The sequence below is a fragment of the Fluviispira sanaruensis genome (assembly GCF_004295685.1).
Classification (GTDB): Bacteria; Bdellovibrionota_B; Oligoflexia; order Silvanigrellales; family Silvanigrellaceae; genus Silvanigrella; species Silvanigrella sanaruensis.
This window is the reverse complement of the sequence record NZ_AP019369.1, coordinates 23,365-37,856: the sequence shown is the minus strand read 5'-3', so window position 1 is coordinate 37,856 and position 14,492 is coordinate 23,365. Positions and strand designations below refer to the sequence as shown.

At 31.1% G+C, this 14,492-nt stretch carries 7 protein-coding genes; 1 reads left to right on the top strand and 6 read right to left on the bottom strand.

Annotated features, from left to right (window positions below):
- Positions 1-12: 12 nt before the first annotated feature.
- From EZS29_RS15175 to EZS29_RS15160, 4 genes are all read right to left on the bottom strand, one after another.
- On the bottom strand, positions 13-1,224 hold the full coding sequence (locus EZS29_RS15175) for a TniQ family protein (RefSeq protein WP_130613040.1): 1,212 nt from the start codon (positions 1,222-1,224) through the stop codon (positions 13-15).
- Entirely contained in the window at positions 1,224-2,147 is a 924-nt protein-coding gene (locus EZS29_RS15170; protein WP_130613037.1) for a TniB family NTP-binding protein, read from the bottom strand. Before EZS29_RS15170 ends, EZS29_RS15175 begins: the two co-directional genes overlap by 1 nt.
- Positions 2,144-3,862 carry a Mu transposase C-terminal domain-containing protein gene (locus tag EZS29_RS15165; RefSeq protein ID WP_130613034.1) on the bottom strand — a complete coding sequence of 573 codons (1,719 nt, stop codon included), beginning with the start codon at positions 3,860-3,862 and terminating at the stop codon, positions 2,144-2,146. Before EZS29_RS15165 ends, EZS29_RS15170 begins: the two co-directional genes overlap by 4 nt.
- A gap of 98 nt (positions 3,863-3,960) precedes the next feature.
- Positions 3,961-4,218: a recombinase family protein gene (locus EZS29_RS15160; protein ID WP_130613031.1), complete on the bottom strand. Its 258-nt coding sequence runs from the start codon at positions 4,216-4,218 to the stop codon at positions 3,961-3,963.
- A 257-nt stretch (positions 4,219-4,475) separates the two neighbouring features.
- On the opposite strand from EZS29_RS15160, the gene EZS29_RS15155 reads away from it, so the two are divergent.
- Positions 4,476-5,210 (top strand): hypothetical protein, encoded by a 735-nt coding sequence (locus EZS29_RS15155; protein ID WP_130613028.1) that lies wholly within the window; start codon positions 4,476-4,478, stop codon positions 5,208-5,210.
- A 298-nt stretch (positions 5,211-5,508) separates the two neighbouring features.
- Here the strand turns inward: EZS29_RS15155 and EZS29_RS15150 are convergent, their stop codons facing one another.
- Positions 5,509-7,155, bottom strand: a complete 1,647-nt coding sequence (locus tag EZS29_RS15150) for a hypothetical protein (RefSeq protein WP_130613025.1) — start codon at positions 7,153-7,155, stop codon at positions 5,509-5,511.
- A 42-nt stretch (positions 7,156-7,197) separates the two neighbouring features.
- Complete coding sequence (gene mobF, locus EZS29_RS15145) at positions 7,198-14,472, bottom strand: MobF family relaxase (RefSeq protein WP_130613022.1); 7,275 nt, start codon at positions 14,470-14,472, stop codon at positions 7,198-7,200.
- Positions 14,473-14,492 lie beyond the last annotated feature (20 nt).

The window sequence follows — 14,492 nt, the reverse complement described above, 5'->3', positions numbered from 1 at the left end:
GTAAATAAAAAATTACATATTGTCGCTTAACGATTCCTCTGATGATTTATTGTTAATTACCTGTTTAGTTTTATTAGAATTTAATGATGATTCTGCGCCTTTTATTGTTCTTTTATGAATTTTATTTTTGTTTTTATCAATGATTTTTTGAATTAAAGAATTAAATAACATTGCGGCTGGTAGAAAGTTTTCCCCGTTTTTAATATTGCTTGTTATATTATTTGAATGTTCTTTATTTTTTACGAAGAGATCATAATAGATTTCATTTGAGCCGATATATTTAGAAATGAAATTGGGAATAAAAATTTGATTTAAATTCCTACTCTTTGGCATAAAGGAAAGTATTTGGTTTGGAAAATCTTGTAATAAATATGCAGCGCATTTTATTACATTAGCCCTATCTTTTATCTCTAAAAGTTCAAATACTTTGCTCTTTGGTTTCTGGATACCAGCATATTGCCAAATTCTTTTTATGCATTCTTGATCTTTATAATCCCTGCTTTTAATTGTAAGTTCATGGAAAAGGCTTCTTAAGAACCGAACCCAAATGTTCACATGAATTTCTTCTTTCCCAAGTCTTGCATAACCTGTTTCAATAGCTTTGAGAGTGACACCATCAAGCCAAGTGTGTAAATATTTTGTATTTATAATATTTTCTTTCCAAGCTAATTGATCCCAAGGTTTATCACTCGTCTCAACGAGTAAGCAGTCATGCCGTAAGCAAGATGACACTAATGCTGTCCTCCATACGAGCAATCTTGGTAGATCCAAATCTTTATTTTCTATGCATATTGGACAAAAGCGGTTTATACGGGTTGATTTCCATGGAACATTTGGTATCCAGGGAAGCAATGATTTTTTAGAATTTGAATTCATATTGATATAAGGCAAATTGCGATTTAAAATACAAAATGGAGCCGTGAGTTGTGTAAATTCAAAATCATAAATAGGTTTAATTGAATCAATCACCCAAGGAGAATTTCCTTCAATAGTCATTTCAATTAAATATTTCAAAGACAAACCTGTATTTATTGAAATTTTATTTAATAATTCAGGACTAGGAGAGACATCAATATCCCACCAAGAAATTGGTTTTTTGATCAAGAATCCAATTTCAAATAAAGTATCAACATCAATCCTATAATAACCAGCTATCCTCATAATCCATGAGCTTAATGCTTCTAATTTATAGGGATGAGGCCATATTGGGAATCTTTTTGCCATTATTGCAACTCACGTTCAAATTTATTCCGTCTTTCCGTTGGGGAGTCATAATCCGCTTGCATTAATAATTTTAAATCGATATTTTCTTGGCCACTTTCAATTGCCAGAATAGCGGTTCTAGAAATTAGAGAAATAATTTCTCCTATGGTGGCTTCCGTTTTCCTTAAAATATATTGACGTATTTCTTTTTCTAATAAAAACGAAGGAAGTTTTAATGGTAAAGTAGATGTAACACTCATAAGTAAACTTGAAAACTCCCTATCATCTTCCCACAATGGTAAAATGTGTGGTTCAAAGCGGTTTTCGAGTTGATCATCTGTACGTATAGCAAGATAGGCCTCTCTAATCCCAAGGCAGACAATAGGGATTTGAAGTTCATTTCCAATAAAACGGATTAGGTTAAGGAATTCCCTTTGCACATTTATCCTACCAGCAAGGATATTATGAAGTTCGTCAATGATGATCATTCGAGTGGACAATTGCTTCAATAATTTTAAAGCGACATGTTCTAAATCTGCTACTTTACATTTCATAGTGACGGGAGCACCTAGATTATAGAGAAGCATGGAATAAAATCTTGCTATTGTTGGATCACTTGGCATTTGTAGTGCTACGATTGGGATAATTTCTTTAGGGATATTTTCGCAAGAAATTATTTTATGCATGCGTTTAAACTTTTCGATAATCATTGATTTTCCATTATTTGTAGGACTAACAATGAGGAGGTTTGGCATCCTTTGGCGTTTAGGATGATCAATAAGTTTTTGAAGTTTGGAAATAGCTTCTTGCGCTTTTGAATAACCAATCCATCTATCTGCACGAATATGCGCTATGCGTTCTTCATTAGGTAATAAAACTATTTGCCTCATTTGCGGTATTAGATGTTCGAGGGAAAAAGCATTATTAAAATTCACTTCAATCATGACCAATCCTCAATGTCTTCAAATGGTTTGATGGAATCTATTTCGAAGTCTTGCAATTCATTTATATTTAAATTATTATTGTTTTTATTGCTTTTTATATCAAATGTACTTTTTTTTGCATTTTCATTTTTTACACGTTTTTTTCTTGCAGATTGCGTTTCTTTCTTAGCATTTTTAATAATTTCTTTCATTTCCAAAAGAGTCCTGAAAATTAAAGTCTCATCAAAATGACGTAATCCTCTTTCTTTAAGTCTTCGCAATGATTCTCGATGTTCCCAAAGGGTAATGACAGGTCGGGCAATATTCCTATATGGGATTTCTAAATATTGGGACTCTTTTGGATGAAGCACAAATATTCTACTTAAATTACGTGGATCTCTACGGATAATAAACTTTTCATTCATATTACCAGATGAAATCCAAGGTATTAAAGCATTTGAAAAATAAAAGATATGTTCAATAACAAATCCATGCCGTTGGAGAGTTCTTCTTTCAATAGGCAAAAAGTCGATTAAAAAAGCCTTTTGGTTTTGCACTAAATTTATATCTTTATTCCTATTTTCTATTCCACGACGGAATAAAGAAAGTGGAGTTTCCATAAGTGAAGAATGAATTTCAAGATGATACTTTCCTACAATTGCATGGGTAAGCCATTTTTCTAGTTCAGGCATTGTGAGAATAGCCATTTTATTTGAGTCGTAATTTCCTCGCTCGGATGTATTTGAAAATGTGGTGCCAGGAATTTCATGTATTTCTTTCATGAAAGTACCAATAACACGTTCAATAACCCCATTGAGATGGGGATAGCCAACTTTCCTCCAATGAATTGAAATGCCGTGTTGTTCACATCCTTTACGCAATGCTTCGCTTTTAAATTCGCTACCTTGATCCACTACGATTTTTTCTGGTTTTCCTTTTAGTGGCCAGCTATGTTGGATATTAAATTTATTAAGGAGATCCGTTTTATCAAATATGGCATGAGTTAAACACATGCCAACAGAGACAGCTGATGGACTTTCAAAACTTAAGTAAAAACCAGCAATACATCTACTAAAGACATCTATTGCTAATGTAAGCCAAGGTCTTCCAATTGGGAGGCGTTGTTGCTCATCCACGACTATAACATCTACTTTTGTGTGGTCTATCATGAATATTTCAAGAGGATCTTGGGCAGTAATAGCTGGGCCATGGTTTGCTGTAAAAGGATGAGCCGCAAATTTTCCAGATCTTTTTTCAAACACTTTTTCCAGTGAGATTTGCGAGATTCTCCTACGAACAGTATTTTGCCCTGGAGGCGGAATATTTGCTTCTATGCATCGCCTTCGAACTTCTTGCACAACCTTAGATATTTTTCTTTTTTGTTTATCCAAATAGAGCTCTCTAACCACTTTATGGATAATTGATTCAACATTTTCACCTATCCTAGGCTTACCTATTCCCCCATTCGGAGAGCGAGGCGCAAGAGAGCTTAAAAGCTTTCCTGATACTTTATAGCGTTCAATTAATCTTGATAATGTGCGTTTCGAAATGCCAAGTTCATTTGCTGCTGTTTGTCTTTTTTTTTCAGAAATTTTTGATATCTTTAAAAGGGATTGAATGACTTTTGCTCTGCGGCGGGCTTCTTCCCAAGCTGGTTCTGACAATCTTACTGGCCCAATTTCCAAAGAAGATGTCCCAGAGCTTTCATTTTCTTCGGTAATGTCCTGATTTTCCATAGTTGTAATCCTTTGACAAGGAGTATGGAAATTTTAGCATATTAGGACAGGATCTATGGAAAAAACTTTTGACATCCTCTTTGGGTAACTATCTAATTTCACTCCTTACGAAATGACCTTCTCTCTGGAAAATGACATCCAGAAAGTGTTCTTCCTAATCTATCGAGTCGATAAACAAGCAGAGTATCGCCTTTTTGCAACTTAGCTAAAAGTAATTTGAGCTGCGGCCTTTCCATGCTCTTACCTGTAGCAACTTCCGAAATAACTTCGTGAACACCTGCTGCTTCCAGAGCATGGATTTGGAGGGACAGGTTTTGATCAGAAGTTGAAATACGGGCGTAACCATAAATCCTCATTTTTGCCCTCATTTTTTGGACAGGGTTTTTCGGACATAAAAAGTCTAGTAAATTCAGGGTATGAAAACAAGTACTCTTGATTGTAGTCAAAGATACTTCTTTGACCTTAGAATTTCCAAAATTTCTTTTTGAAATATAGATTACCAATTATTGTGGGATTAAAAATATTTCATTAATGTCTTTTCAGTTGCTGAGCTGTTTTAAAGCAGTAAGTTGCACAATCACTGATTATTTTTTAATGCCATATTGGATAATTTATGAAAAAAGTTTTTAATTTGCCTTTTATGAACCAAAGTAATCATTCAGCATTACATGAATGGAAGTATTTACAAAATTATAATCCAAAAACTCAAATTGAATTCCATAGGCCAAATAATGGAGTAAATCCAAGAACGGGCAGAAAATGGATGCATCTTGTTTATATGATCAATAGACCAATGGAACCTGAACGAAATAAGTTATTAACTTCAAATTTTGAAAACATTGTTTCTAAATGGGATGCGATAAGTACTTCACTCATTTCAAATGTTTTGCTCGAAGCTTACGGCAGCATTGGCTATATTCTTGATGTTCCTCCTCAAAACATTATTTCTACAAATGAAGCAGATATTAGTTTTAAAAATCATATTGGAACAACACCAAGCAATGGAAACTTTCAAAGAAAAGTAATTGATAGTTTTGCATTGGTTGACTATATTAATAAAACTCAAAATAGAAAGATTGTTCCGCCTAAAGTATTAATTGAAAAAACAATGAGCTTCAGTGAAGTTATCATTGTTGGTAAAGCTGGCATTTCAATATATCCAAATCTTCCCCCAACTGGAGAAATAAAAGCTAAGGGAATTTATTTAATGGATGGAAATTATGTAGATGGAAAGAAACAGGAAATGTATAAACTCGCAAAAAGGGCTTCTGAAGTAAATAATTTGCCTATTATTTACGTAAAAGACCCAATGTTTGGAAATTCTCTTACAATGAATTCTGACGTATAATTTATAACAAATATTTAGTTTATTATAAATTCTCTAGAAGATTATTTTTCATTCGCATTTAATGTGAGTCCATGTTTATGATTGCGATCCCGAGCGCATTGCGAATGAGCTCATTCGCATTTAAAGTGAGTTTGAAGAGATTTGTATTCGCATTTAATTTGAGCCCAAATTGTCTTTGATCGCGATCCCGACCCTCGGATTAAAGCGAGCCCTTACATCTAATAATGGTAATTTAAAAGAAGCTAATACGACTAAAAAGAAGAATCCACTCTTCGGATAAAGAAGCTGGATCTTCTTTTTAAAAATTCAATCTTTTTCTAATATATATTATTGACATTCTCTTAATTATCTCATTAGGAAAATTTAGAGAAAAATGACTCGCACTGACATTAAACTCTCTATTTTTACGTAAATATGATTCCATATCGCTCATTATAGCTTTTTTTAAAGTAATGATTGAATTCTTTGAGGAAAATAAATATCCGATATAGATTGATAAATATTCAAATATTTTAACTATAATAAAACAAATGATGTAATACATAAATACAAAAGATATCCCTAAAACAAAAAAAACAATACAAGCTATAGCAAACTGATTATCTCCTACTTGAAAGTTAGAATCTATAAAACTAGCAAAAAACAAAATTTTTGGTAGAATATACGCTATATAAAAACAAAAAATTAGACTTAAAATAAGAGCCATATTATTATTTGATAAAAAGATCCTTCTAAATATAAAAAGATCCCTCTCTCTCTTAACAATATCATAGCTTTTTAAAATGTAGTTCTGATTGGACTGCATCCCTATTATTGAATAGATCTTATTTTTCATTGAATTAGCAAACAAAATCGATAATATAAAAAGCATTGCGGTAATTAAAAATATTGAAGTATTCATTGCATTATATGTCATTATTAAATATATAATAAATCCCAGTAAAAGACCAGGGAATAGCATATATTTAAATATTTCAAAAATAAAAAAATAATACTCTTTAATGTTAATTTTTTTATTTAGTCTAAGAAGCTCCTTTGATATAAAGTCAAAAGATTCTACTTCATTTATTTCCTCACTCTTATTAAGATTAAATACATAAGAATAATCTATCTCAAATAGAGAAGAAAAATTCAAATATCCAATAAAATATGGGTATTTTTCATTTAAAAAGTCCATATTTATATGATATAAATCTTTATTATAAATATATTTATCATTTATTTCTGGGATAGAATGGGCAATAATTGGAATATAATCATAACCATTTCTTATTGAATATATCAATTTTTCTAATTGTTCAAATTTAAATGTACTCTTCAGAATGTTAATCGTAATTAAAAATGGGGAGTCATCGCTAAAAATTTTGTCATTTTTATAATTAATTTTCTTTAAAAAACTTGTCTTATTTGCACCCCACAATACATCAATGACGTCATCAATTTTAAGATATTCTATCTTATTATGACTACAAGGAAGTTCTAGTTTATAAGGCAATTTTTGGGACTTAAATTTTGGATAATAAAACCAAGAACTATTATGTTTGCCATATCTATTCTCAATGAAACCCTCTTTTGCAAACCATGCTTGTAAAGCCTGAGTATTTATATGCTTTCGAGCATTTAAATGCGTAGTGATTCCTACATTAAGCAAATCAGCAACTTCTAAAATCTTTTTTAATGCTGACTTCGCATTACCTTTCAATAGAAAAATTGATTCTATAGATAGCAAATAAACAGAAGACTTCATTCTATCAGAACTTGGATCAAAAATATTTCGCTCAAAAACAAATACAACACTATCTATTGTATATACATGTTTTTCTCCTTTTTCTATAGTCTTATGCTCTTCAGATAGAGCTAAGATTGATTCAAAGAAAAGCGAAACTCGCAAATGTGAACAAAGCTCATGTTGAGTTATTGATTTATGTTTTTTTGCCAACATCATATTTTTCCTTCATAAACATTTATTGACCTATAAATTTAGATATTAACTCATCTTTAATCCTAATGAACTTTTATCTTCCTGAGTCAATCCCAATTGATTTGAAATAGACTGAAATTCTTTATCAAGTCCAAAATCAAGAACTTTTAAAGAAATTTCAGAGTTGTCTTGAGATTTTTCAGATTCCTGAGCCAATAATAAATTATAATTTTTGTTCAATATTGCATCAATTTCACTGTTGTTTGCAATACTGAAATTCAGAATTGCTGTAACTAAATCTGCATCCTCAGAATATTTACGTTTATATATTGACTTTGAATCTTCCTCGATTAGTCTTTTAAAATCATTTTTAAACGTCTCATTTTTCCCAGTATATACCTTACATTTTTCTTCAATTTTTTCATTCATATTTATGTAATTTTTCTTTAGATGAGAAAACTCTTCTATTATAATCTGCCTGTATTGCTCCTTTTTATCTAAGGATTTTTCAAAATCTACTTTTATATTATTAAGATCTTTTAAAGTTTTTTCAAGAATATCAAAGTAAAAATCTCTACTCTTTAAAAATAGTTCAGATTTTAAATCATTATTGTACGAATCTATATCACTAAAGCATTTAAAATCTTTTTGTTTCAAAAGATTTTCTTCAATATTTTTATAGAGAATACTTTCTTTCTTATAATATTTAGAGTCATTCCATAAAGATAAAATCTCCTCTGCTTTAGGACCTACTTCTTTAAACATAGATACTCTTTTATCAAAAAAATTAGTCACATCATGTATGCTATTTAGTTTATATTCATCCTTTATTCTATTTGCTTCAATATTTATATCTCTCAGTATATCTGTGAATACCTCCCCTTTTTTATTGCGAAGAGCCAGCTCTTTTAAAATCTCGTTTTCTGAACATGTATAACCTCGACTTCTTGATAAATCATCCGACATTTTATCTTTATATTTTTGAAAGCTTTCACCTATAAATTCACTCAATCCCTCATTCTTATAATGAGAATTTATAAATTCATTGTCTCGCAACACATGAGAATATTTCGAACTAAACTCTTTTGCATAATCAGATAATTTTGAACCAAGACTGTTCTTTTCAATCTCAAGCAAGCTTTCATTGAGATATTTAGAGATATCTGATGACTTTAAATCGATTAGGTTTTGCGTATAAAATTTGATTATTTCCTCATTTGATATAGATATTGTATTATTCTTTTTTTCTAAAAACGTCCTTATATCATCACTGATTCGTTCTGCAAAATTTTTGAAGTCTATATCTATTGCAATATTTTCAATAGCAGTCTCGCTTTTTAGCTTTTCAGTCAAAAGCTCAATAAATATATTACTATTGTGTTCATTCGAAATATTCCTAGCATAAGACTGATTATCATATATTTTTTTAGCTTCACTCCCTTCTGTTTTATTAATATTTGCAACAATTTCCATGATTTTTTTAGAGCTGTTGTCTTTTATCTCTCTATTAAGATTCTCGAGATCAAACGGCACAGAATAGTTTTGCTTCATCATTTTAGACAGGTATTTATCACTATCGTTTGAGTTCTTTATCATCTCTCCACATCCAAGGGATAGAGAAATAATCATTTGATCGAGCTCTTTCTTCGCTTTGTTCTTTGAAAAATTCATCAGCTTTTGATACTTTTCTTGATATTCTGAAATTGCTCGCCATGCATTTTCCCCATGCTTTTCACGAAGTAAATGAGCAACTGCTATTTCCCCCGCTTTTTCATTTCTGTTTAAAGCATCTCGAAGCTCAGAAGCCGAGTTATTTTTTAAAAACTCATCCGCGTCTTTAGATTCACTCCCAATATTTGTTATTGATAAATTAATATCACTTGAATATGTTTGAAAGTAGCTACGAATTGACGCATCTTTTCCAGCTTTATCACTATCAAAAAGAAGAACAATATTATTTGTGTGCACTTTTAGTAGTTCAACATGTTCTTTTGTCAATGCAGTACCAAGCACAGCGACAGCATTGTCAATACCTGCTTTTTTTAAAGCAATTGCATCTAAATACCCTTCACAAATATATACTTTATTTTCTGCTTTTATTGCTTCTTTTGCACTTTCAAGCCCGTATAAAATCTGAGATTTTGAATAGATAACTGTTTCTTTAGAGTTCACATATTTTGCAATTTTTTTCTCAATGTCTTTTTGCTGAAAGACTCTACCCCCAAACGCAACAACATTTCCCTCTTCATTTCTAATAGGAAACATAATACGATTCCTGAAAAACTCGTAATGTTGCCCATTTTCTTTTTGGGCAACAAGACCACATTTCATCAAGTCTGATACGCTAATATTATTTTTTTTGGCATAATCTATAAGACCAATTTGATTAGATAAACCTATAGAGAATCTATCAATTGTTTGCATATCCATCCCTCTGCTTTTATCTAAATATGTGAGTGCACTCTTTGAAATAAAACTGTTCTTATATAAATTATCATTATAATATTGAGCGACCTTATTCATTATATCAGTTAATCTTTTTGATTCAGCATCATTTTTTAACTCCTTTTTCCATGGATTTTTATACTCAGGAGAATTCTGATTTTGAGAATTTTTTTCATTTCCAATCTGTGGAGCTTTAAAAAAATGAGGATTTATACCAATCATCCCGTTTATAAGCGCGTAAGAGCTTCCTTTAGTAAATCCTGACTCTTTTGTGCTCCCAACTAAAATTATCTTTGCTCCTACGCTTTCTGCTTCAAGCATAAGTCGATTCAGCTCTTGCACTCCAAGTGATTCAGCTTGCTCAATTAAAACGATTTGGTTCTTAGTAAACGTGTATTTTCCTGCCTCGAGTTCAGATAAAACATTTTTTAACAGAGCTTTAGTTTCATCGCCTTGCTTCAATTTCTCGTTTAAATGAAGATGAATTGTTTGAAATCCCTCAATCTCGTTTATTTTTTTAATTGAATCAATGAACTTCGATTTATCTTCATCATTTAAGTCGCTGCAAATTTTAATGCCACCCTGCTTTACAAAAATATTATCAATATTATTTGCAACAATAGGATTCAATTCATGTTTAATTATAAATTCGTTTACTTTGAATTTACTCACAAAATGAGTGTTTTCAGTCGTACGTCTTTTTATCAATTCAAAGACTAAATTATCATTGTAAAATTTTTCTGCACTGGTAAAGCAAGCTCGTCCATCTCTCGTAAAACCGATTTTTTTAAATTCTTCGCCGTGGAATACTGATAGATAGCACTCAATCGATTCTCTATAAGCAAGGTTTCCCTTGGATTTCTTCATAACACAAGCCATGATATCATTTTCATTAAATATTTCATTTCTCCCAAGTAAAGTTGAAATAACCTCTTTTTTAATCTGAGTTATGTTTTTTGGCTCTTGAAATGAAATTTTTTCTTTTAATTCTCCTATTTTTTCAATATTTGTAAGAATATTTTTATCAATTTCTATTTTTTTCATTGATTCTAGATTCGCTATTTTTTCCTCTGCATCCCCAAGTGTTGCATAATATTGCAAACCGAGCCCTTTTAATTGCTTATTATAGAGCTTTAAAAATTCTTGAGAAACCTGTCTATCTACCTTATTTACTCTAATTTCGCCATCATAAATTCTAAGCTCAACTCCTTTTGCTTTGAGTGCATGTGCAAGCTCATTCTCGTAAAGATTTTTTACAATTCCAATTTGTTGATTTAGTAGATATGAAGATGTTTCTTTTTTATTTTCAATGTAGATTGAGCTTGAAAGCATCGGCACAACATCTAATCCAGCTTTATCAAGCGCATAGGTTCTATTAATTTGAAACGAATCAAAATTGTTTTTAAACACAAATTTTTCTATGTACTGCATTGATTTCTCAATTGCATCCGTGTGAGCTTTTAAAAGCATATCCTGCTCCTCTTTACTGGAAGATAAAGCAAATAAACTTGATACGTCTTGAGGAGCAACAAGAAACAATTCTGAGATATTTTTTTTAGCATCAGGAAAAAAATCTTTTTTTAGAAGCGTTTCTCTATCTTTTTCAATTTGTACGTGTCCATTTTGAGATCTAAAGATGAGAGATGTAGACTGATTTGTAAGTGAATTTAAGATTCTTTCTTTGGCCTTTTCTTTATCGCTTATAAAGTGTATATTTTTAAACTTTTTATCCTTTGTTTCTTTTAAAATTTGCCGTGGTTTTTGCTTATCAACAAGTTCTGTCGCCGTATTTTTACTGACCTTTCTCCCAGCTCTTTCAAGCATGTTCTCATATGACTCTGTGTATATTTTCATATCATTTGTTGCACGCGTCATATAAACATACATGTTGTTATATGTTGCTGATTTATCATCTGCTACAAGACAATTTTTTACAGTTGCACCCTGAGCTGCATAATATGTTACACTCCAAGCATGATTAGCCTTCAAGTATTCGCGTAAATCTATTTCTTCTATTTTTTCAGAGTGAGGATATTTAATAGTCATCTTATTTTTTTCTTTATCAATATTGATCACTTGAAAAAGATGTTTGTTTACCCTTTCTTTTTGCTTTTCGTTTTGGCTCCACATCAACCTATCTCCAACACAGATATCAATTTTAGACTCTGCAAAAATGCTCATTGCATATTTTTTTGATAGATCTACACTTGCTGATTCGTTTGATTTTATATTTTGAATTTGTATTGTATTTTGCAAAGTATCTATATGTATTACGCGATATAAATCATTTCTAACAATCCCATGTTCTTTTATATTTTTTTGAAATGAAACAATATCCCCTTCTTCAAATGAACTCGCGTATTGTTGTGTGTTTTCAAATAAATTTTTAGCCTTTAACGTTTTTGCTTCATATGAATCAGTGAGTTTTCCCTCAGCCTTTAAACCTGCTCTAATTTCGTTGTTAAGCCTTAAAAGTGATTCGTTTGTAAGTCCAGTGACTATTGTTTCTTGTCGCTCAGCATCACTTAACGATAAGAACTCTTTTGCCATTGTTTGAGCTATTTTTTCTTTGTCATTAAAGACATAAATATGATCGTCTTTAATATGCCTTATTGCTTCTTGCATATCATCAGCATTTAAAAGCTGCACAGCTTCATCAAGTATAGGATCTTTTTGTCTCACAGATTCATGCAAGTAACATACTGTCCCCGCAACTCTTTGAATGTCTTTAAAAGGATTGCCCCATTCTACACTTGCAAGTTGTTTTGAATCTCCTATTAAAATAACTCGTGCGTTATTATTATGCGCTTTTTCAAATAAATCTCTGGCCTGTTTGGCTCCAAGCATGCTTGATTCATCAACTATCCAAAGACTCGCTTTTTTATCACTATTTTCAAAATTGAAATCACCTTTTAAAAGCTCTGCTACTGTATTCGCCTTAATTCCAATACTATTACTCAACTCTTGCGCTGCTTTTGATGAAGGAGAAAAGCCTAAAATATTATAATTTTCATGCACTGCTTCAGCTATCATTCTAATCGAAGTTGTTTTCCCGCTTCCTGCATTACCTTGCCAAATAATAACCCCGTCACTGCTTTGAAGTGTCGCTCGAACGGCTTCAGCTTGCCCTTTCGTCAAACCTGATATTTTATCTAGCTGTTTTCTGACCTCAATCATTGCAATTTTTTTCTCTTCACGTGTCAACGCAGTTTGCTTAATTTGAAACCAAATCTCTTTTTTTAATGATTTTAATTCAGTACCAGATATTTTTTTTGTATCGTGACTTTTATTTCTAATTGAATCCATAATGCTATTTTTATTTAGTTCATCAATTTTTTTTGAATCTAAAATATCTATAATTTGATTGAATGTATTCTCTTTAATACTATTACTAATCATATCCTTATTTAAAATGATTTTATCAACTAAATCTTGCTCCAAAAATTTATGATATTTCTTAATGCTATTTATAACAAACTCTCGTGACTTAGACTCAATTGCCAAAGCTTCATGCGTTGTAAATTTTTTTCCATCCATCACTGAAATAAGATTTGGAAGCGATTTTTCAATAGCAATATCTATTTTTTCATCAGAAAATTTATTAAGAGTATTCTCTAACGTTGTTTGCAAAATTTGAAATTTACTAAATTTTACATCTCTTTCACTTAATTGCTTAATTGATTTAAGCACTTCTTCATCCAAATTTATCTTACTAATCACCTTTTCCGATAGAAATGCATATGCTTTATTTGGAATATCCTTAGTCATATTCGCATTTTTTGCAGACTCTTCCCAAACCTTATCCTTTATAAAATTTGGAACATTTACGTCCTTTGCTTTCCTATCGACAAGAACAAGTTTCGTTGCCTCTTTTTGATTAAGTGCTCCTAAATCTTTAATTTGTCGGCTTCTCTTTGAAAAAATCTCTATTTGTTCTCTCGAAAATGAAGCAAGTTCGAAGGTTCCATTTCCCTTTGAAATGATTATATAACCTTTTTCTTGCAACAATCTTCCAAATTCATTCTGATAGATCATTCCAAGAAGTTTTGAATGGTGCATAATTTCTTCATTAGAAAGAGCGCGCCATTCCTTGCCATCATTTGTTAAATTCATCACAACACAATGCGTATGTAACTGCGGATCTAAAAGCCGTGATGTGTCGTGCTGAAACATTGCGACTGTGAAATTTCCTACATTTTTCCTTTCACTTACTCCATCTGTCATCACTCTAATTGTTGAAAATTCACGCTCACATCGTTCAATTGCTCTTTTCACAGCTTTATCATGCATTTCTAATATTTCTTTATCTTTAAAAACAAGTGCCTGTATCGATACACTTTTAGGCGCTGAAAAAGTAAGATCAAATGCTGCACGTCTTTCCTTAACTACAGAAACCTTTTTTATCTCTTCAAATAGCCTTAATTTAAAAGCTTCTCTTTCTTTTTTATTTTTTGCATTCACTGATAAAATTTTTGCTAATTTTGACTTTAAAACGTTTGACTGTGTTTTTGATAGTTTTTCTTTATATTTAAACGCATTTATAAGAGCTGAATTTATTGCATGGAGCTCAAAATCTTTTAATTGAACCTGTGAAATAATTTCAGAAAAATTTGCTTTTAGCTCTGTCATTTGCTTTTCGGTTAATTTATTTGCATCTGATTTTTTCTTACTCTCTTCCTCTGTTACAGAATAGTCAGAAAGTGTTTTTCCATTTTTGTCACGTCCATTTATTAAATGCTCAAACGTTTTAAAATCAATTTTTCCATTTAAACCAAGCAAATCGGCTCCTTTTCCGAACCATTGTGAGGTTTCTACTGATTCTTTTTCTGAATAATAATTGTCTTTTTTATAATAATTTACAGCCTGACTCGCACCTACAACAGCAATTGAAAGCATAGTAAACCTCTCAAATATTA

What these genes read in the sequence shown, in the direction of transcription:
- EZS29_RS15165 (WP_130613034.1), bottom strand. Translation starts at nt 3,862, where the DNA reads ATGGAAAATCAGGACATTACCGAAGAAAATGAAAGCTCTGGGACATCT.
- EZS29_RS15160 (WP_130613031.1), bottom strand. Translation starts at nt 4,218, where the DNA reads ATGAGGATTTATGGTTACGCCCGTATTTCAACTTCTGATCAAAACCTG.
- EZS29_RS15170 (WP_130613037.1), bottom strand. Translation starts at nt 2,147, where the DNA reads ATGATTGAAGTGAATTTTAATAATGCTTTTTCCCTCGAACATCTAATA.
- EZS29_RS15150 (WP_130613025.1), bottom strand. Translation starts at nt 7,155, where the DNA reads ATGATGTTGGCAAAAAAACATAAATCAATAACTCAACATGAGCTTTGT.
- EZS29_RS15155 (WP_130613028.1), top strand. Translation starts at nt 4,476, where the DNA reads ATGAAAAAAGTTTTTAATTTGCCTTTTATGAACCAAAGTAATCATTCA.
- EZS29_RS15175 (WP_130613040.1), bottom strand. Translation starts at nt 1,224, where the DNA reads ATGGCAAAAAGATTCCCAATATGGCCTCATCCCTATAAATTAGAAGCA.
- mobF (WP_130613022.1), bottom strand. Translation starts at nt 14,472, where the DNA reads ATGCTTTCAATTGCTGTTGTAGGTGCGAGTCAGGCTGTAAATTATTAT.